General features: G+C 71.6%; 28 protein-coding genes. 25 read left to right on the top strand and 3 right to left on the bottom strand.

Features of this window, described 5'->3' with window-relative positions; all coding sequences use genetic code 11:
* The first annotated feature begins 50 nt into the window (after positions 1-50).
* The 21 genes from ACWDAK_RS25805 to ACWDAK_RS25905 all read left to right on the top strand — a co-directional run bounded on the left by ACWDAK_RS25805 (position 51) and on the right by ACWDAK_RS25905 (position 14,718).
* The gene (locus tag ACWDAK_RS25805; protein ID WP_427394744.1) at positions 51-695 is read left to right on the top strand and encodes a RapZ C-terminal domain-containing protein; all 645 of its coding nucleotides are present in this window, start codon (positions 51-53) and stop codon (positions 693-695) included.
* Entirely contained in the window at positions 692-1,798 is a 1,107-nt protein-coding gene (locus ACWDAK_RS25810) for an HIT family protein (RefSeq protein WP_427394743.1), read from the top strand. The genes ACWDAK_RS25805 and ACWDAK_RS25810 overlap by 4 nt, the downstream gene beginning before the upstream one ends.
* Before the next feature lie 141 nt (positions 1,799-1,939).
* A complete protein-coding gene (locus tag ACWDAK_RS25815) occupies positions 1,940-2,215 on the top strand; it encodes a hypothetical protein (protein WP_427394742.1) in 276 nt (91 codons plus the stop codon).
* Positions 2,212-2,409, top strand: coding sequence for a hypothetical protein (locus tag ACWDAK_RS25820; RefSeq protein ID WP_427394741.1), 198 nt, complete (start codon positions 2,212-2,214; stop codon positions 2,407-2,409). The genes ACWDAK_RS25815 and ACWDAK_RS25820 overlap by 4 nt, the downstream gene beginning before the upstream one ends.
* Positions 2,406-2,819, top strand: coding sequence for a hypothetical protein (locus ACWDAK_RS25825; protein WP_427394740.1), 414 nt, complete (start codon positions 2,406-2,408; stop codon positions 2,817-2,819). The genes ACWDAK_RS25820 and ACWDAK_RS25825 overlap by 4 nt, the downstream gene beginning before the upstream one ends.
* The gene (locus ACWDAK_RS25830) at positions 2,819-3,706 is read left to right on the top strand and encodes an Lsr2 family DNA-binding protein (RefSeq protein ID WP_427394739.1); all 888 of its coding nucleotides are present in this window, start codon (positions 2,819-2,821) and stop codon (positions 3,704-3,706) included. Before ACWDAK_RS25825 ends, ACWDAK_RS25830 begins: the two co-directional genes overlap by 1 nt.
* Positions 3,707-3,708: 2 nt before the next feature.
* The gene (locus ACWDAK_RS25835; RefSeq protein WP_427394738.1) at positions 3,709-4,233 is read left to right on the top strand and encodes a hypothetical protein; all 525 of its coding nucleotides are present in this window, start codon (positions 3,709-3,711) and stop codon (positions 4,231-4,233) included.
* A gap of 52 nt (positions 4,234-4,285) precedes the next feature.
* The gene (locus ACWDAK_RS25840; RefSeq protein ID WP_427394737.1) at positions 4,286-4,510 is read left to right on the top strand and encodes a hypothetical protein; all 225 of its coding nucleotides are present in this window, start codon (positions 4,286-4,288) and stop codon (positions 4,508-4,510) included.
* A gap of 16 nt (positions 4,511-4,526) precedes the next feature.
* Entirely contained in the window at positions 4,527-5,036 is a 510-nt protein-coding gene (locus ACWDAK_RS25845) for a hypothetical protein (protein WP_427394736.1), read from the top strand.
* Between the two features lie 223 nt (positions 5,037-5,259).
* A complete protein-coding gene (locus tag ACWDAK_RS25850) occupies positions 5,260-6,021 on the top strand; it encodes a ParA family protein (RefSeq protein WP_427394735.1) in 762 nt (253 codons plus the stop codon).
* Complete coding sequence (locus ACWDAK_RS25855; RefSeq protein ID WP_427394734.1) at positions 6,022-7,074, top strand: ParB/RepB/Spo0J family partition protein; 1,053 nt, start codon at positions 6,022-6,024, stop codon at positions 7,072-7,074. It begins immediately after the preceding gene.
* Positions 7,075-7,304: 230 nt separating this feature from the next.
* On the top strand, positions 7,305-7,826 hold the full coding sequence (locus tag ACWDAK_RS25860; protein ID WP_427394733.1) for a hypothetical protein: 522 nt from the start codon (positions 7,305-7,307) through the stop codon (positions 7,824-7,826).
* A gap of 184 nt (positions 7,827-8,010) precedes the next feature.
* Entirely contained in the window at positions 8,011-8,691 is a 681-nt protein-coding gene (locus ACWDAK_RS25865; RefSeq protein ID WP_427394732.1) for a GNAT family N-acetyltransferase, read from the top strand.
* A 46-nt stretch (positions 8,692-8,737) separates the two neighbouring features.
* On the top strand, positions 8,738-9,382 hold the full coding sequence (locus ACWDAK_RS25870; protein WP_427394731.1) for a hypothetical protein: 645 nt from the start codon (positions 8,738-8,740) through the stop codon (positions 9,380-9,382).
* 181 nt (positions 9,383-9,563) lie between these two features.
* Entirely contained in the window at positions 9,564-9,827 is a 264-nt protein-coding gene (locus ACWDAK_RS25875; RefSeq protein WP_427394730.1) for a hypothetical protein, read from the top strand.
* Positions 9,814-10,326 carry a DUF6879 family protein gene (locus ACWDAK_RS25880; RefSeq protein WP_427394729.1) on the top strand — a complete coding sequence of 171 codons (513 nt, stop codon included), beginning with the start codon at positions 9,814-9,816 and terminating at the stop codon, positions 10,324-10,326. The genes ACWDAK_RS25875 and ACWDAK_RS25880 overlap by 14 nt, the downstream gene beginning before the upstream one ends.
* Before the next feature lie 24 nt (positions 10,327-10,350).
* Positions 10,351-11,199 carry a helix-turn-helix domain-containing protein gene (locus ACWDAK_RS25885; protein WP_427394728.1) on the top strand — a complete coding sequence of 283 codons (849 nt, stop codon included), beginning with the start codon at positions 10,351-10,353 and terminating at the stop codon, positions 11,197-11,199.
* Between the two features lie 262 nt (positions 11,200-11,461).
* The gene (locus ACWDAK_RS25890) at positions 11,462-11,896 is read left to right on the top strand and encodes an ATP-binding protein (RefSeq protein ID WP_427394727.1); all 435 of its coding nucleotides are present in this window, start codon (positions 11,462-11,464) and stop codon (positions 11,894-11,896) included.
* An 88-nt stretch (positions 11,897-11,984) separates the two neighbouring features.
* Positions 11,985-12,128: a hypothetical protein gene (locus tag ACWDAK_RS25895; protein WP_380328354.1), complete on the top strand. Its 144-nt coding sequence runs from the start codon at positions 11,985-11,987 to the stop codon at positions 12,126-12,128.
* The gene (locus ACWDAK_RS25900; protein WP_427394726.1) at positions 12,125-13,258 is read left to right on the top strand and encodes a methyltransferase domain-containing protein; all 1,134 of its coding nucleotides are present in this window, start codon (positions 12,125-12,127) and stop codon (positions 13,256-13,258) included. The genes ACWDAK_RS25895 and ACWDAK_RS25900 overlap by 4 nt, the downstream gene beginning before the upstream one ends.
* A gap of 215 nt (positions 13,259-13,473) precedes the next feature.
* A complete protein-coding gene (locus ACWDAK_RS25905; protein ID WP_427394725.1) occupies positions 13,474-14,718 on the top strand; it encodes a hypothetical protein in 1,245 nt (414 codons plus the stop codon).
* A 22-nt stretch (positions 14,719-14,740) separates the two neighbouring features.
* On the opposite strand, the gene ku is transcribed toward ACWDAK_RS25905, so the two are convergent.
* Positions 14,741-15,622: a non-homologous end joining protein Ku gene (gene ku, locus ACWDAK_RS25910; RefSeq protein ID WP_427394724.1), complete on the bottom strand. Its 882-nt coding sequence runs from the start codon at positions 15,620-15,622 to the stop codon at positions 14,741-14,743.
* 119 nt (positions 15,623-15,741) lie between these two features.
* Between ku and ACWDAK_RS25915 the strand changes: the two genes are divergently transcribed.
* The 4 genes from ACWDAK_RS25915 to ACWDAK_RS25930 all read left to right on the top strand — a co-directional run bounded on the left by ACWDAK_RS25915 (position 15,742) and on the right by ACWDAK_RS25930 (position 17,043).
* Entirely contained in the window at positions 15,742-16,065 is a 324-nt protein-coding gene (locus tag ACWDAK_RS25915) for a hypothetical protein (RefSeq protein ID WP_427394723.1), read from the top strand.
* The gene (locus ACWDAK_RS25920; protein ID WP_427394722.1) at positions 16,062-16,346 is read left to right on the top strand and encodes a hypothetical protein; all 285 of its coding nucleotides are present in this window, start codon (positions 16,062-16,064) and stop codon (positions 16,344-16,346) included. The genes ACWDAK_RS25915 and ACWDAK_RS25920 overlap by 4 nt, the downstream gene beginning before the upstream one ends.
* A 69-nt stretch (positions 16,347-16,415) precedes the next feature.
* The gene (locus ACWDAK_RS25925) at positions 16,416-16,721 is read left to right on the top strand and encodes a hypothetical protein (protein ID WP_427394721.1); all 306 of its coding nucleotides are present in this window, start codon (positions 16,416-16,418) and stop codon (positions 16,719-16,721) included.
* Positions 16,722-16,773: 52 nt separating this feature from the next.
* Positions 16,774-17,043, top strand: coding sequence for a hypothetical protein (locus tag ACWDAK_RS25930; protein ID WP_427394720.1), 270 nt, complete (start codon positions 16,774-16,776; stop codon positions 17,041-17,043).
* Between the two features lie 12 nt (positions 17,044-17,055).
* Here ACWDAK_RS25930 and ACWDAK_RS25935 read toward each other — a convergent pair whose 3' ends face one another.
* Positions 17,056-17,472, bottom strand: a complete 417-nt coding sequence (locus ACWDAK_RS25935; RefSeq protein ID WP_427394719.1) for a hypothetical protein — start codon at positions 17,470-17,472, stop codon at positions 17,056-17,058.
* Positions 17,473-17,610: 138 nt separating this feature from the next.
* A complete protein-coding gene (locus ACWDAK_RS25940; RefSeq protein WP_427394718.1) occupies positions 17,611-18,159 on the bottom strand; it encodes a hypothetical protein in 549 nt (182 codons plus the stop codon).
* Between the last annotated feature and the right edge of the window lie 398 nt (positions 18,160-18,557).

Here is an 18,557-nt window from a genome sequence, read left to right on the forward strand (position 1 = left end):
TGCGCGGCGCGGCCGCCCGGCCGGACCCCAACCCCGTTGATCGGAGAACCGTGGCACCCGAGACCACCACACCCGAGTCCTGCGACCGCTACGCCCGGCGCCTGGCGCAGATGGAGTCCCCGCTGATCACCCAGCTCGCCGCTGCCATCAGCCACCTGCGCACCGCCGGGGAGCGCCCCGGCCTCGAGCAGAGCCTGGCCCACTACCCCCACCAGAGCGCGGCGTTCGTTGCCAGCTGGATTCGCGACAACATCCACACGGCCACCGGGCTGCTCGGCTCGCTGATCGCCCCGCACGCCCGCGTGGAGATCACCAGCTACGGCGTCCTGCACCAGGACCCGCCGGCCGGGGACGCCCTGACGCTCGACCTGACGACCGCGCTGCGGAATCCGCCGGAGGACCCCGAGGTCCGGGACGTGATGATCGCCTCCACCGGCCTGGACCAGGTCGTCTACGACTACGTCCTGGCCACCCCCGGCGCCCTGGAGATCGCCGAGCGGACCGTGCTGCGCGTCCTGGCCCAGGCCGCCGCCGTGCCCGAAGAGCCGGTCGTCCTGCACGTCTACTGCCGTGGTGGGCGCCATCGCAGTGTGGCCCTGGCCCGCACGGTCGGTGAGCTCTGCCAGGCGCAGGGTGCCAGCGTCAGCGTGACGCACCGCCACGTTCACCTGCCCGTCGTGGAGAACGCCCGGTGACCGCCACCACCGCGAAGGACGTCGTCGGCGGCGGGTGCGTGTTCTGCGCGATCAGCGCGGGCCTCGCCCCGGCCCAGGTGGTGCGCCGCTGGCCGGAGACGATCGCCATCGTCCCGCTGGACCCGGTCACCGACGGGCACGTCATCATCCTGCCGACCCGCCACGTCCCCGACGCCGCGTCCGAGCCGGTCGTCACCGGCCTGACGATGCGCCGGGCCGCCGAACTCGCGCAGAGCGCCGGCGGCGCGGCGAACCTCATCACCAGCGTCGGCACCGAGGCCACGCAGACCGTCCCGCACCTGCACATCCACCTCGTCCCCCGCCGTGCCCACGACGGCCTGGCCCTGCCCTGGACCACCACCGGCAGCGCCTCCGCCATGAACCGCACCCTCCTGACCGCTGCGGCCGGCACCGCGCTGACCGCAGCGGGGATCACCCTGCTCCTGCGCCGCAGCACCGCCGCACCCCTTGCCGTCCCGGCCGAGGAGACCGACCCGTGGGGTCAGCCGTCCTGCCCGCCGCCGCGCGACGGTGTCGCGCTCCTGCACGACTGGCTCGCCTCCGGCGACTGGGCCTCCCCCACCCACGTCCTGGAGGCGCTGCGGGAACGAACCCCGGCGCAGTTGCTCGCGGACCTGGTCCGCGACCTGGCCACCGACCTGCGCGCCGCCGGCCACCCCGGCCTCGCCGCCCAGGCCGGTGAGGCCGAGCAGCTGCTGCGTCAGGCCGCCGACCTCCTCGGCGAGGACGACTACGACCCGAACGAGGACGGGTCGCCGTGCCCGGACGAGCCGCACGACCCCCTCTGCGAGGGCGGCTGCGGCGGCACCGGGATGGTCATGGAGACCATGACCTGGGACGACCAGGGCGACGGGATCTACGTGCCGGTCCACCAGGAGCCCGCCGACTGCCCCGGCGGCCGACAGCCGCACCCGGAGCCGCACGGAGCTGCCTGCGGCTGCTTCGGCACCGGGTTCACCTTCGAGGGCGGGTACCGGCACCGCTGCCTCGGCGGCCGGCTGCCGACGCCTGACCTGCTGCCGCTGGACGACCCGTGGGCCAGCGCCCCGCCGTACGCGAACGCCGACGACTACCCGGGCTGATCCCGCCCCCGCTCACAGCGCCGCGGCCCGCCTGACAAATCAGGCGGGCCGCGGCCTTCCCCGGGCACGGCCAACGCCTCTCACAGCAAACCGGCCGCACCCCGGGCCCCTCCCGACACGAGATCAGAAGGACACCCCAGTATGGCCACCGCCGTCCTCACCCACCCCCTCCCCTCCCCCGCCCTCACCTCCGACCAGCGCCGCCAGGCCGCCACCGCGATCCGCACCATCGGCCGCCTCGCCCCCCGCCCGCACCGCTCCCGCTACGCCTGCGACACCTGCTCGGTGGCCTGGTCCGGTCCCGAGGCCGACTGCTGGTCCTGCGGGCGCCCCGCCACCCACGCCCGCAACGACGCCTCCCTCCTCCACCGCCTCCTGCTCGCCCCCGTCACCCCCACGAATGCGGCGGCGAGGTGAGCACCCTGCTGCCCGAGGACCTCGACCGGCGCCTGGCCGCCGAGCTCGTCCCCCAGTGCCCCGCGCCGCCGGTCCGCCGCCGCACCCACACCGCGCAGCCGGCGCCGGTCGCCGCCGACCCGCTGGCCGCCGAGCACCGCGCCCAGCTCCTGGCCGCCCTGAGCACCACCACCCCGAGGAGGACCGCAGCATGAGCACCGACCACCACGGCCAGGCCGTGCCGCTGGACCGGATCCTCGGTCCGCACCTGGCCGCCGCTGTCATCCGCCGCGCCGCCACCGCCCTCGAGCACGACGACCTGCTGCCCGAACCCGTCGCGCTGCGCCTGGCGTGCGAGCGGGCCACCGACGGCGACCCGCTGGTCCTGGCCGCCCCCGGCCAGATCTGGGAGCTGCGCGCCGACGTCGACCCCGACGACGCCCCCGCCCGCCGCCTGGCGGTCCACCTGCGCCTGGCCAGCCCGCCGCGCGTCTACGTCTCCGACCCGGACGACCCGACCGGCGACGGCGAGATCGACGAGCTGCTCCTGGAGGTCCTGGACCTCTACACCCTGGCGTCCTGGGACACGCGTTTCCACGCCGCGCCGACCACCGCCGTCGCCTGATGCCGAGCGACACCGCCAACCCGGCCACCGTCCTGATCGCCGCCGAGAGCATCGACCTGTCCCCCACCGGGCCCCGGCAGGACGCCGACGCCGCCGTACGCACCGCCCGGAGCGCCCGCGACGAGGAGGACCTGGTCCTGCTCCTCGACGCCCTCGGCCTGCCCCACGGCGAGGACGACCTCGCCCGGCTCCTGCCGCACCTCGCCACCACCCCGGCCGGCACCACCACCGGCCGTCCCGACCACCGCGACGGAGGCACCACCGTGTCCGACACCCTCACCGCCACCGAGCCGACCGAGCAGGGCGACGTCCTGGCGAACCTGGACCCGATCACCCGTGAGGTCGCCCTGTCCATGCGCGCCAAGGGCGACAGCCCGCTGAAGATCCTGGCCGCCACCGGCCTGGACGAGAGCGACCTGCAGCGCCTCATCGCCCAGCACCCGGACGCCGCCCGCGCCGCCGAGCAGGCCTCGCCCTACGGCAGCGCCGTGGACGACCTCCTCGCCTGGGGCGAGCAGCACGCGCAGGCGAAGGTTCAGCGCCTGGCCGAGCAGGCCCGCCAGTCCCTCGGCAAGCTCCTCACCCAGCGCACCGCCGACCAGGCCGTCGCCGCCCACGAGAACAGGGTCGCCACCCTCAAGGCCCAGCTGCAGCGCGCCGAGCAGGCCCTGCGCCACGCGAAGGCTGGCAAGCCCACCACCGCCGCAGCGGCCGGGTCGGCAAGCGGGAGCGACCTGGCACAGCCGCCCGAGAAGGCCACCCGCAACGCGATCCGCGCCTGGGCCGCCGAGCACGGCCACACCGTCGCCGACCGCGGCGTCATCCCCCAGACGGTGCTGCGCGCCTGGTACGACGCCCACCCCGACACGCTCGCCCAGGCCGGCTGACCATGCCCGCCCGCCCGAGCAGCACGCCGGGCCACCTCGTCGGCGCGGGCAGGGTCACCCTGTCCCACGCCGGCGGCGGCGCCGGACCCGACTGGGGCGCCTACGCGCTGCTCTACACGACCCGGCCCGTGGACGGCCGCACCGAGGCCGTGATCGGCTACTGCGCGCCGGACGACCCGCTGCTCGACCCCGCCTGGGGCCTACACCAGCAGCGGCCGTACGGCCCGGCTGGCATCGCCCGCCGCCCGCTCGGCGACTACGCCGCCGCGTCCAACCCCGCCCGCGGCCGAAGCGAGTCCCCCGGCGCCTACGGCCAGCGGATGGCCCTGTTCCTGCTGCGGGTCGCCACCGCGACCCGCCTCGTCTACTCCCCGCGCATCACCGACCTGCCCTGGGCCGCCTGGACCCTCGCCACCGAGCAACACGTCCTCCTCGCCCCGGACCCGGACCACCCCGGCCGGGGCTGGGCCGGCCACCACCAGGTCCGCGTCGGCCGACTTCTCGCGCTTGAGCCCAAACAGCCCTGAACCCGTCGCCAGCACTCCCCGATCGCCGCCTGATCCAGGAAGAGATCCCCCCATGCCCCGTACGACCATGCCCATCACCGGCGTCCACGCCGACGGCACCGTCTGCACCCACCAGGTCAACCAGCGCACCGGCCGTCCCAAGGACCGGAACAGCGACTGCCCCGGCCGCACCGGCTACGGCGCCACCTGCTCCGTCTGCGGCGAGACGGTCACCAACTACCTCAAGCTGCTCGTCACCCCCGAGGTCACCAGCCACCTTCGCCAGCACGCCAACTGACACCAGGAGGACCACCATGCCCGCTCCCGCCGGCTTCACCACCGTCTACGGCGTGACCATCGCGGCCTGCGACGAGGACTTCGAGGCGTACGTCGCCCTCGGTCACCACGACACCCGCCACCTGACCGCCGCCGCCAACCACGTGCTGCGCACCGAGTTCGCCGAGCGCTACCGGCCCGTCGTCGGCGAGCTGCCGCGCATCGACCACACCTTCGCCGTCATCACCGAGCACCAGGCCGACGAGGACGGCGAAGGCGGCGGCTGGACCCTCGACTTCACCGGCCCGGACGAGGACGGCGCCCAGCCGGTCTCGCTGCTCACCATCACCGGCCTCGGCGACTTCGAGCTCCTGGCCACCCCGAGCCGTTGCCCCGACTGCACCCGCCTGGCCACCACCGGCCACTACATGCCGGCCAAGATGCGCGCCATCGGCGGCACCAGCCCGCTCGGCCACGACTGCCGTACCTGCGGCGCCATCTGGCCCGCCACACCCCGACCTGCCCCGACACCGGCCACGGCAGCCTGATCGCCGCCACCTTGCATACCTCCACGCGACAGGCCCGCCCCCTCGGCATCAGCCGAAGGGGCGGGCCTTTTTGCGTTTCGGGAGCAGCCGACTCTGCGGCAGTTTTACGGCCGTAAAACTGCCGCGCTGCGCAAGCCTCGCTGGGACCTCTCTGATCATCTGAGAGGATGCTTCCCATCCATCCGAAGTACCGGGTTCCCGGGAAGTAGTCGGAGAGCAGTACATGCCCTACATCACCGTGCTCTTGAACCGTAAGGGCGGGGTCGGCAAGTCCCTCTTGTCGGTCAACCTCGCCGCGGTCTACGCCGAAATTCTCGGCTGCAATCCCGTCGAAGCCGAGACCGCAGGCGACGGTCCGTCCGTAGCGGTCGTCTCAATAGACCCCCAGGGCACCAGCATCGAACATGCTGAGAAGGTCAGGAAGGCCGGCAGGCCCGTTCCCTTCCGCGTGGTCGACGCGAGCCAGAGCATCGACAAGCTGCGCCGCCTGCGCAGCGCCAAGGCCGACATCATCATCGTCGACACTCCGGGCTTCATGCCGCTGAAGGCGGAAGACGACGATGACGAGTCCATCGACCCCCTCGGCGACGGAACCACCGGAAACGCGCTGCGAGCCGTTCTCGACGTTGCCGACGACGTCATCGTCCCTCTCGAAGCAGAGGGCTCGGCCTTCACCCCGACCAGGGTCACTGTGGAGCGGGTCCTGATCCCCCGCCAGATCCCCTATGGCGTCGTCGTCAACAACTGGGACCCCCGCGACGGCACCGCAGACCGCGACCGCACCATCAGCCTCGTCCAACGCAGGGGCTGGGAGCTCTACAACGCCTCGGTGCGTCACTACAAGCCGCACACCCGCGGCATCACCAACGGGCGGTTCTGCACCCAGTACGAGTCCAACCACATCGCCACCAAGGCCAAGCAGGACTTTGTGTCCCTGGCCCTGGAGCACCAGCTCCGCCGCCAGAAGTACGCGGGGGGCCGATAGATGGCCAAGCACGACGAGTTCGACGACTTCTTCGGCGATGACGGTGACACCCCAGTCGTCGACACCCGGGCCGACGGTCGCCTGCTTCGCATCCCTCTCGGCCGGCTCGCCGCCAACTGCGTCAACCCGCGTACCGACTTCGGCACCGAGGCCGAGCTGATCGACCTCGGTAAGAGCCTGCGGCGCCGCCAGATCCAGGCATGCCCTGCTGTCAGCCGCAGCGCCTACTTGAAACTGTGGCCCGACCACGCGGAGCAGATCGGTGACGTTGACTACGTCCTTGTCGCCGGTGAGCGTCGCTACCGTGGCGCCAAATCCGCCAGCAACCCCACCCTGAACTGTGTTGTTGACGATGGCTTGGCCAAGGACCGCAAGGTGTTCATGGAGGCCGTGGTCTCCGAGAACGTCGACCGGCAGAACTTCGACCCCGTCGAAGAGGCGTACGCCGTCCAAGCCCTCGTTGCCGAGTTCGGCTCCAACCGCGCCGTCGCCCAGCACTTTGAGCGGGTCGACGGGTGGGTCACCCAGCGCATCCTCCTCACCCACCTGGCCCCGGAGGCCCAGGACCTCGTGCGGAAGAAGACCATGCCGCTCGAAGCTGCCCGGTCGCTGGGCAAGCTGGCCCGGGACAACGAGTGGGACCCCACGAGGCAACTGGCGTGGTGGCAGGACCAGCAGGAGCAGAGAGCGGCAGCATCTGCTGAGCGGTCGGCCGCCAAGAAGGCCGCCAAGAAGACCGCCACTCCCGACCAGCCCGGAGCCGATCCGTTTTACGGCCGTAAAACGGACCAGGCCGACCCAGTGTCGGCGAAACCGGCTCCCACGGGGCAGGAACCCTCGGCCCACGCATCGCCGCAGGAGAGCGCGCCAGTCGTTCCCGGGCAGGCCAGCCCGACCGAGACGACAGGGGGACAGCAGCCCATGCTGTTCCCCTACGGCGACGGTGTCGCCGCGGCGCGCTACCTGATCGACAACATGCCGACTGACGAGTTCAACAAGATGCTGGACATGCTCAACAAGCACAACGAACGTCAGGCCGTACCTATCGGTTGACCCACGTGGCCTGAGCGCGCTGGACATGGCGGCGACCCACCTCTACTGGTGGGTCGCCGCAGTGCAGCGCGCCTGCTGCCCGGTCCTCTCGGCTGTGCCCAGTTGACTCGGGGCCTGCCAGGTCTGTCGGGAGCTTCGTCGTTCGCGGACACGTTCGGTGGTGTTCTCGCTACGGTGACCAGGTCCGGGCGGCGGCGCCCGGACCACGTTAGCGGCGAAGGGGGACCACCATGTCCAACGCAGCACTGCTCCGGCCCCGCTACTGGCTCGCCCACGCCCTGGCGTGGCCGCAAGGCGACGGCCCGTACCGCGAGTGCGCCCAGGCGCTCGCGCCGCCGCTGGTACCCCGGCAGATGGTGTCCCGGGACGCCGCGGACATCCTGGCCGTTGCCGACGCCTACCAGAAGACGCAGCCGAGCCGCCGCCTGATCTTCTTCAGCGACCTGACGCTGTGGCTCGATGGGCAGGGCAGCGACTGGGGCCTGCGCGGCACGGACTGGGAGGGAGGCCTGCGCGAACTGGAGAACGCCCCCGCCCTGGCACTGTTTCTGACGCTCAGCGGGTACCACCACGCGATCCTCGCCGATTCCAGCCGTGAGGGGGCGACGCTCCACTTCTCCGACGGCCTAGTCGAGAAGGTGACCCCGGAGGCCCGCGAGGCAGCGCGGGCGTTCATGCAGCAGACCCTGGAGCGAGACTGGCCCGGCTACATCCGAGGGATGATCGCCGACGGCAGGATCCGCAACGCCTGAGCGGGCCGACGGCGCCCGACTTGCCTCGGCCTGTCCGTCGACGCGTGCCGCGTTTCGGTCAGGACGAGGCCGGGGCCGGACTGCTTACTCAAAAGGCCAGTACAGGCCGTACAGGCATGGCTACGGTGCTCGCATGGCGAAGCGAGCGACAAAGACGCGCGGTGGTTCCACCCCTCCTCAGCGGGTGACCAGCCAGCGGCTGACGGATGGTTGGCCCGGGCCTGACGGCGGGCGGTTGAGGCTGGCCAGGCCGGGAGACAGCGAGGCGGTGGCCGCGCTGCTGAAGTTGGCCGACGTGGAGTTGGACGCCCGGTACGGAAATGCCATAGAGATGGGCTCCATCTCGGCTGTGCTGCGGGACGCCCTGAACGGTGGCTCCGAAGCCCTGATGCGGGGAGTCGCGTCCTCGGTATCGGGTACCGGCTTCGCGGACGGCATGATGCCGCTGGCCCTCGCCCTGGTCGCCGAAGACTCCACCGGCCGCGTGGTGGGCACCCTGGTCGCCCACCCGCCTGCCCCGCTCATCTCTCAGATCCTGAAGCAGGGTGGCAATCCCGGCGAAGCGATGGCCGTGGCCATCGCCATCGCGAAGATCGGCGGCCTGGCGGTGGAGGAGGCCGCCCGCGGCGCCGGCTGGGGAAGCCAGCTCCTCAAGCGCACCGTGCAGGTCTACCAACAGCTGGGGTTCAAGCTCCTCTACGGCCAGTTCAACACCGACTCCGCCCACCTGGAGAGCTTCTATCGCGCCGGCGGCTTCACCACGCTCGCCGACAACAAAGGCCTCAGCATGGCCGAACACCTCGGCCTGCCCTACGGCGTCCAAGGCATGCCCGGGGAGCGGCTGTTCTTCCGCTGGCGCCGCTAGACCCCGCCGCACTGCCCGCTCTCTCACGAACGAAAGGCCACCACCCATGCCCGCCGCCCCCGACGACGACTTCGGTAACGCCTACGCCGCCATCAACGACCTCGACGAGTACTTCACTGACCCCGCCCTCACCGACGGACTGCTCACCGACCGCAGGGCCGCGCAGGCCGAGATCGTCGACAAGACCCTGGCGATCGACCTCGCCGAGCAGATCACCGAGATCGACACCGACAACATCGCCGTCCTGTACCAGCTTCGCCAGCACGCCCAGGACCACGCGGCCCGGATCGACCTCGCGCTCGACTACGTGGACGCCAGCCGCCTGTGGCTCCGGCTGCTCAACTACGAGTTCGCCAACGGCCTGGAAGGCGACTTCGCGGAGGCCGCAGTCCGGGCGAAGCGCCTCAAGACCTGGAGCAGCGGGCTGCTCCTCGTCCTCCGGGACGCTGGCAGCAGGGAAGCCCCGCAGACCGCGCAGGCCGCCCTCGCGCCGCTACTGGACCGTGACGCCATCCTGCGCCCGGGCCACGAACGGGCGGTGGAACTTGCGCAAGGGAAGAGCGTGGCGGTGCCGGAGATCGACAAGGTCATCGCCCTGCGCGAGGAGTACGCCGACCTGGCATTCATCGCCCTGGACGCCCGGACAGAGGAGACCTCACCTACGACTGGCCCGGCTACATCAGCGGCCTGATCGCCGACGACAAGATCCGCACCGCCGGACCGAGCCGAGGGCCCGAGGCTGGACGTACCCGCCTCGGGCCCCGTCGTGGGGCGCGTGCCGTCCCGCTGCGCCCGCGCGCTCTTGACGTGCCGTCACCTGTGGGTGGAGCGTCGTGCAAAACTGCGCAACCGACTTGGTACGGGAGGGCATCATGACGCTACGGTTCGCCGGGGTGGATCCCAACACCGGCAAGGACGAGAGCCCGATGGTGTGGGTGGACGACGAGTCGAGGGAGCTGGTCGTCCAGGGCCTCAAGCCCGGCGAGGAGCTCCTGACGGAGATCGGGACGACCGAGTGGGTGCCCGGCCACTCCGTCGGTACTCCCGACCACGAGAACGTGACCCGCATCCCGCTGCGCATGGCGGCGATCATCAGGAAGGCGCTCGACGATGCCGAACGTGATGGCCTTCTCTGAGCTGCTGGCCGGCGCCCGGCGCTCCGCGGTGCACCTGGAGATGCGCGACTCCTACGGCATCGCCGGCGAAGCCGAGGAGTTCGCACAGTTCCAGCGGACCGGCGTGCACCCGGACCTCGATCCCGAGGGCGCGGGCTGGTCCGGCTGGGTGTCGATGGTCCGGGCCGCCGTCGCCCGCGGAGTCGTGGTGCGCCGCGCCCGGATCGTCTCGGAGCCGGTCACCGCGTACATCCGCTACGAGCACGCCGGGACCGTGGTCAACCTCGCGGCCGGCGAGCAGGTCCGCTGGCTGCCGCGCCGCCGGGCTTCCGACCTCGCGCTGCCCGGGAACGACTTCTGGCTGTTCGACGGGATGATCGTGCGCTTCAACCACTTCACCGGCGACGGGGCCTCCGGCGGGCCGGAGATGTGCGAGGACCCGGCCGTGGCCAAGCTCTGCGCGGACGCGTTCGAGGCCGTCTGGGAGCGCGCCGTCCCGCACGAGCAGTACACCGTCTGACACCCGGACCGGACGACCAGCTCCATGCCCGCCTCCCCGTCCTCCAGCGCCCAGGAAGCCCGCCTGGCCGTCGCCGCACGGCTGCGCGAGATCATGCAGGACGCCGGCCTCCAGGGGCAGGAGCTGGCCGCCCGGTGCGGCTGGAATGGCGCCAAGACCTCCCGCATCATCAACGCCAGGACCGCGCCCTCGGACGCCGACATCCGTACCTGGTGCCGGGCCTGCGGCGCCGACGACCAGGCCGAGGACCTGATCGCCGCCAACCGGGCCGTGGACTCCATGTACGTCGAGTGGCGCCGCCTCACCCGCACCGGCCTGCGCCGCCTCCAGGAGTCCGCAGCACCGCTCTACGAGCGCACCCGGCACTTCCGCTCCTACTCCTCCCGCGTCGTGCCGGGCGTCCTGCAGACCGAGGCGTACGCCACCGCCCTGCTCGCCACGGTCGCCGACTTCCGCCGCACCCCCAACGACGTCGCCGACGCCGTGAAGGCGCGCCTGGCCCGCTCCCGCGTCGTGCGCACCGGCCACCACCGCTTCGCGATCCTGATGGAGGAGTCCGTCCTCTACTACCGCCTCGGCACCGTCGAGACGATGGCCGAGCAGCTGGAGCACCTGCGGGCCGCCATGGCGCTGCCGGCCGTCTCGCTCGGCGTCATCCCGTTCACCGCGCAGCGCACCATGTGGCCGGTGGAGACGTTCAACATCTTCGACGACGCCGAGGCCGGGGTGGAGCTGCTGTCCGCTCAGGTGACCGTCACCACGCCCAGCGAGCTCGCGCTCTACGCCCAGGCGTTCGACCGGCTCAAGGACTTCGCGGTCTACGGCGCGCAGGCGCGGGCCCTGATCTCCAGGGCCGCTGACTCCCTGGGCTGAACTTCTGCAAACGCGTGCAAACACGTTGAGTGTTCGGCCGGTCACTCCCTACCGTCGATCTGTCGCCCGCCGTGACGGACCGGACACCCGGTCCCCGGCGGGTGAGCCGGGGCCGCTGCGCCCGTCTGTCCCCCGTCGGGTGGGCGCAGCCGTCACCGCCGATGAGAGAGCGGAGTACCGCCGTGGCCGCGCACCCCATAACTCGCCCACCAGCCACGTCTGCGGCCGCGCGCGTGCGACGTCGGCGGGTGCGGGGTGCCCGGTGACCGCAGCCGTCGAGACCCCCACACGGCCCGAGGCCGCCGACCACGCGAAGGCACTGCTGCCCTACGAGCCGCAGTCCGCCGCCGCGGCCCGCCGCCTGGTGCGCACCACGCTGCGCGGGTGGGAGCTGGAGGATCTGGTCGAGGCCGCCGAACTCATCGTCAGCGAGCTGGCGGGCAACGCCGCGAAGACCGGCTGCCGACGCCGGATGACGGTCACCGTCGAGCTTGTCACCGACCGGTGCGTGCGGATCAGTGTCCGCGACGGCTCCCGCACCCTGCCCTGCCTGATCGAGTCGGGCCCTGCGGCCGAGTCGGGCCGCGGCCTGGCCCTGGTCCACCACCTGACCGGCGGGCACTGGGGCGCGACGTTGGAGACGTTCGGCAAGACCGTCCACGCGGATCTGCGCACCCGTTCTCCCAGCCCGGCGTAGCCCCCCAGTGCCACGGTGCGCCGGGGCGCCCCTCTACTCCTCCCGGGTTCCGGGAGGGCACCATCACAGCGACGACGAGGAGGTCGGTATGGACATCGACGGAGGCCACGGCGGCGGAGGCTCGGGCGGCGACGGGGGAGACGGACACCCCGGAACGCCGTGGACGCCGCCGTCCGACCCGCCGTCCCCGGACGGCACCACTCCGCCCGGGGATGGGGGACACCGCAAGTGACGCTCGCACCTGAGCAGGAGGACCGCCCCGCGCCGGGGCGGTCCTTCCCCGTCGCCGACGCGTGGGCGCCGGCCTTCGACGCCGTCTCGCGCTCGCTGTTCCTGCCGGACCTGATCTGGGCGCACGACATGGCCACCGGGACGAGCCGGCCCCTGGCGCGGACCGGGGACGGGCCGGGCTGGCTGGCGGCGGCCGCCGCGGACATCCCGATCGTCACCCAGTGGGACGACGGCGAGCACCAGGGCGCCAAGCCCGGCACGGTGCCGACCAGTTCCGCCTCGATGCCGTCGCTGGTCGCCTCCATGCTGGACGACCTCCAGGTCGAGCCCGGCATGCGGGTACTGGAGCAGGGCACCGGCACCGGCTGGAACGCCGCCCTGCTCGCCCACCGGCTCGGCGACGCGAACGTGACCACCGTCGAGATCGACCCGCAGATCTCCGCCCAGGCCCGCGCCGCACTCGAGCGGGCCGGCTACCGGCCGACCGTCGTCTGCGCGGACGGCGCGCTCGGCTGGAAGGACGGGGCACCGTACGACCGGATCACCGCGACGTACGGACTGCGGGAGATCCCGCGGGCGTGGATCGAGCAGACCCGCCCCGGCGGGCTGATCCTGGCGCCGTTCGGCACCCACTACTCCAACGCCGACGCCCTGGTCCGCCTCACCGTCCACGGCGAAGGCACCGCCACCGGCCCGTTCCTCCAGCCGGTCGAGTTCATGAAGATGCGCTCCCAGCGCCTGCGGTGGCCGCAGAACCCGCCGGACGGCGGCACTGTCGCCGAACACGCCACCACCGCCGGCCTTCCCCCGCATGGCAAGTTCGACCCGTTCCCCCTCGCCGCCGGCCTGCGCCTGCGCGACGTGACACACGCTGTTCAGCCGCACGACGGCGGCGCCCGAACCCTGTGGCTCTACTCCCTCACCACCCCGGCCTGGGCCGCCGCCACCTTCCGCGACGGCGACACCGTCCACCAGGTCCGGCAGTACGGCGGCCGCCGACTGTGGGACGAGTTCGAGGCCACGCTCGCCTGGTGGCACGACGCAGGCCAGCCCAGCATCGACCGCCTCGGACTGACCGTCACCCCGAGCGGCTGGAACGCCTGGCTTGACGACCCAACCCAGGCGATCTGACCGCGTGCCCTCCACCCACCCCGGTCGTTGACCACACCGAGCGTCCAAACGGGCGCGCGGCTGCGCCTGCTCCACAATGCCCGGCACGAACACCCCCCGACGCTGCCAGGCTCGCACGGCAAGCCACCACCGGGCGGCCGGCCCCGTACACACCGGCCGCCCGGCGCCGCGTCGAAGAGGTGGAGTCCGCCCGTGGCGAAGGAGATCCTGGGCCCATGAACGAGGAGAATGCGGAGAAGCCGGGCACGGACAAGCCCGTTGTCGCGAAGCCCGCCTCCGTTCGTCGGTCGGGGAGGTCGAGGCGGAAGTCGACGGGCGTGGGCGCGGCCTTTGAGATCGCCGAGAGCCAGCGGCGCCTCCTGAACCCGTTTGGATTCGAGTCTGGCCTCGACGCCATCACGCGCTCGTCCGCGATCCAGGCCGCCATGGCGTCGAACCTGTTGAGTGACACCTTCGCTGCGGCTTCGGGCCGAACGACCAGTGCCGCAGCCGGGCATCTCGCCCTGGGCCTGGTGCCGAGCTGGGAGTCTCCCGTTTGGAAAGCGGCTTCTGCTGTCAGCGCCGAACGAACTTTCCCGGGCGTGGCGCCGATTTGGGAGTCTCCAGCTTGGAAGGCGACTTCTGCTGTCGCAGCAGCGGAGGTGGTCGGATCCTTCGACTTCGCCAACCTCCGCGTCACCCAGGCGGCCATCGACACAAGCTGGATTCACGAAGGACTGCAGCAGGCCTTCGGGTCCATTCGCCTGCCCGACTTCTCTGCGCTGGCAGCCCTCAGCGCTGATCTCCTCGCCTCCCTTCCTGACAACCTCGACGAGATCGGTGCCGCACGCTGGGCCGAGTGCTTTGAGATCGGCGAGAACGATGGCCTGTGCCTTGCGTACGCACCTCGCGCCGACGTGCTCCAGGAGCTTCTTGACCAGGCGACGCGAGAGGAACGCGCTGCCCTCCTCATGGAACATCGTGACGTGGTTCTCGAGGACGTCGAGCAAAGCCTCGCCGTCGTCGACCACCACCACCTCACCGACCTCAAGGAGCTCACCGTCCAGGCAGTCACCGCCTTGCGCGACGGTCACGACTTCGCCGCGCAAGCGCTGCTCGGCAATGTCATCGAGACTGCGATGAAGAACGGCGGCGGCCAAGGCTGGCTCGAGACGTCCTTTCCCGCCGTCCAGTTCAAGGCCGGCACCGGGCACGGAACACGGATCATGAATGTTCACGCCGCCCGCCCGGACGTTCTTGAGATGGAGATCCTTGTCCTTGTCCCCTACATGCTGGTCACGGCGATGAAAGAGGCATTCCGTAGTGGAACCGAGGTACAGGACACCTTCAACCGTCACCTGGCCGCGCACAGTGCTTCCATGACCAGCTATCGGACCGAGTTCGCCGTGTCGGCGCTTCTTACTGCCCAAGCTCTGCTGCGCCAGCTCGACCTGCATCTCTACGCGCAGGAGGACACCTGAGACCCGCCGCCCGAGGGCTGGCTCATGTCGGCCTGGGCCGTCCCCCCTTTGCCGGTGCGGCCTTCTTGCCCGGCTGCGTGGCGGTGCTGGTGCTCTTCACGGCGCCGCTGCTCTTCGGGTGCTGCTCCTGGGCGTCGGCGAGGGCGCGCTCGAGGACGGCCATGAGGTCCATGACGGTGCCGCCGGGCGGCAGGACACGTGACTCGGGGGCGTGCGGGGGTTCGAGGCCGGCGAGGCGGGCTTCGACGACTTGCTCCAGGGCGTGGGCGTACTCGTCGTGCTCGGCTTCGGGCTGGAAGTCCTCGGTGATCGCGTCCATGAGGGTACGGGCGAGCTGGACCTCCTTGGGGCGCAGCTCGATACCCTCGGGGGCGATACCGGCGGCGGAGCGGATCTCGTCCGGCCAGAGCAGGGTCTGGAGCACGATGACGTCCTCGCGCACCCGGAGAACGGCCAGGCACTCGCGGGTCCGGATCGCGACGCGGGCGACGGCAACCTGGTCGGCCTCCACCATGGCCTGGCGCAGCAGCGCGTACGGGCGGGCGCCGGCCGGATTGGACGGGCCCAGGTAGTAGGCCTTGTCGTAGTTGACCGGATCCACCCTGGCGGCGTCGAGGAAGCCGAGGACCCGGATCTCTCTGGTGGTGGCAAGCGGCAGGTCGGCGAGGTCGTCACGGGTCAGCACGACGGTGCGCCCGTCCGGGGACTCGTAGCCGCGCGCGACATCCTCGAACGGCACCTCCGCGCCGTCCAGCTCGCAGACACGCTTCTGCCTGATCCGGCCGCCGTCGGCGGCATGGACCTGGTGCAGCGGAACGGTGTGCCGCCCGGTCGCGGCGTAGACGGTCACCGGGATCGACACGAGCGAGAAGCTGACGGTCATCTTGGCGATCGGATTCGGCATCGCACGCCTCCTCCTCTCCATGCTGCGCCTGTGCTCTCCGGTCGTCCCACCCTTGTCCTGACCTGCGGCGGAGTGCCCCTCGAATAGGTAATCGAACATGTGAGCGATACTCTGAGAATGTGACTGCCGCTGTTCCGTTCTCCCGCCGCCCTCATCCGGACCACCAGCCCGGCGACGCGGTACGGGCACCGCGCGAGCTGATGTCGGGCCCGGGGCGCAGCTGGGACACCGAGCCGCGCTGGCGGTGGGTGGAAATCCGGATCGGCGGCGAGTGGCGGCCCGGCCGGGTCGAGCGGTGGCGTCTGCACCTTGGGTCGACCTGCTGGGTGGCGATGGTGCGCTGGGGCCCGGAGACGCTCTCGTGGGGCTGGTACCTCTACGACCCGGCGACCATCCGGCAGACGCCCCAGCCGGCTGCGGCGTCCGGCGCGGCGGCCTGGTGAGCGGCGACAGCGCGGGCGCCGCCACCGACCTCGCGGACGCCCTGGAGGCCTTCGCCGACCGTGCCGGCGCACCCGGAAGCCCCCGCGAGGTCTGGGTGACCATCGGCACCCCGCACGACATCGAGCAGCGCACCGTGCAGCTCCCGTCGGACCTAGTCGACTGGATCACCGAGCTGGTCCGCGACGAGACCCAGTCACTGGAGGCCGGCCACCGCTCCGCCGACCGCGACCAGGACGGCGACTGGGCGCAGGAGCCGGGCAGCGCCGAGACGTGGTGGTGATCCCGGCCCGGTGTCGGTGGCGGCTGGGATGCTGACTGGCATGGACGACGGGGCGCTGATGAGGGATGGGTGTACGGGGCGGACCACGACGACCCCGGCCCGAAGCCCGGCCACGCCTACCGAGAGCTCTGCGCCGGCCCCCTGGACGGTCTCCTACTGGACGTCACCGGCTGGGACGACGAGCAACTCGCCGAAGGCGCCGCGCTGCTCACCGACCTCGGCCGGTACGGCCCGGGCGGCCGCGCCCACTACGAGCCCCGCCCGGCGGACCCGCTTCGATGGACTGGGCGGGCGACAGCCACTGAGCCGGCCCAGGCCGACCGTGGCGTGTCCCTTCCGCCGGGCCTGTCCCAGGGGCCCCGGCTCCGGCCGTGAGCACGGGCTGCGCCGGGGTGCGCCCCACGGCGCCGGACCGGAGGGTGGGGGTATGACGGTCATCGTGCTCGAGGAGCCGCGCAGGGAGCTGAGCCAGGACTTCGGCCCCGGCGATGTGGTGTCCTACATCGGCAAGATCCACGCCGCCCCGGCCGACCCGTTCGTGCCCGGTGACCCTGCCGACCGGACGTTCTGCGGCCAGGACACCTCGGGCATGGAGAAGCTCTCCTACCGGCCGGCCGGGCCAGGCGCCTCCTGGTTCCCGCCGAACAAGCGGCAGTGGGTGTGCCGGGACTGCGACACTGCACTGCGCACGGGCTGACCGGCACGCCCGTCAGTCCTTCGAGGCCTCCTCGATGCCGCGCAGGACCGACTCGGTGCGCTCCCGCTCGCTGCGCTGCTGGGCGGCCCAGTCCCGCATCCGCTGGACCGCGCCCTCGTCGGTGGCGGCGGTGGGATCCATCGCGGTCGCGGCGCCGTCTCCGAGGTCGACGATGTGGTGCTCCATCGTGCCGGTGGCGACGATGGCCATGACGGCGAGGAGTTCATCCTTGACCTCGCGGGTGAGGTGCACCTGGTCGTCGCCGTCGATGTCGATGTTGCCTTCTCCGCCGGGCGAGGCGAGGGTGGCGATGGCACCGTGGAGCAGCTGGCCCAAGACCCGGAACTGGTCGGGATCCATGCGGGCCTGCAAGGTGTCGAGGTAGAGGCGGACCTGGTCAGCCCGGTCGAGGGCAGTGTCGTCGTCCATCGCGTCATCCTGCCAGCCGCCACCGCCAGTTCCCAGAGGCCGGACACCATGACGGTGTACAGGCCCGGCGTCGGATGCGGCCGTTCCACCCGCGCAGGGCAGTCAGACCGTCGGGGCGTGAGGTGAACGCGGGCTGGGTCAGGCGGGGTTCTTCGGGATGAGTGTGACGCCGTCGTCGGTGACGATCAGGATGTCGCCGTCTTCCTGTCCGGCGCAGTCGGGGCAGCAGCCCTCGATCGGTGGCAGGCCTGCTTCGTACGGGTCGGGGGCGAGGACCAGGCCGAGGGCCCACACGCAGGCCGCGCGGCGTTCGGCCTCGGTCAGCTCCACCGCGGCGGGGTGGACGACCTCGTCCGGGAGGCCGGAGCCCCACGTCCGCTGGTAGAGGGACGCCATCGTGTTGAACGCGGTGCTCTCCGGGCTGGTGTAGGCCAACAGTTCGTCGGGGAACCCGCCGTAGGTCTCGGCCACGATCAGGCAGGCCCAGCCGACCAGGCAGGCAGTGGAGGCGGCATCGGCGGCCACCGGCTCCAACCGCTCCCCGATGCAGGCCTTGCAGTCGTCGATCGTCGCGTCGTACAGCGCGGCCACCGCCGGGAGGTCCACCGGCAGCCTGGGCGAGACGTAGGGGAGCGAGTACCTGCGGACATCGTCCTGGCTGTGGTCGTGCACGTGGTCCGCCGGCATCTGCGCTCCTCGACTCGAAGGCTGTCCCCCAAGCCTCCCACCACCCCTGCGTCACCCGGGGCGGTTCCGGGAACGTGGGGCAGACGCCCGCGCCGAAGCCCCGGCAGCCGAACGGGTGATGCCTGTCGGTGCCGCCTGCGACCGTGACGACGGACAGTCAGCTTCGTTGCCGGAGGTGGGCGTGGACTACCGGAAGATGTCGTCGGAGGCGAAGGCGGCGTTCCTGGCGGAGCGGCCGCGCTGCGAGTTGTGCACGAGGCCGTCGGCGCAGGTCGATCACGACCACACCTCGTACGAGGTGCGCGGCCCGTTAACCGAACTAACTTTGGCATATTCGCAGGTCAGAGGCATGATCTGTTAGCTTCCCTGGGTGTTCGAAACTGATCGTCCCGAGCGGG

This window comes from Kitasatospora sp. NPDC001175, assembly GCF_053598215.1.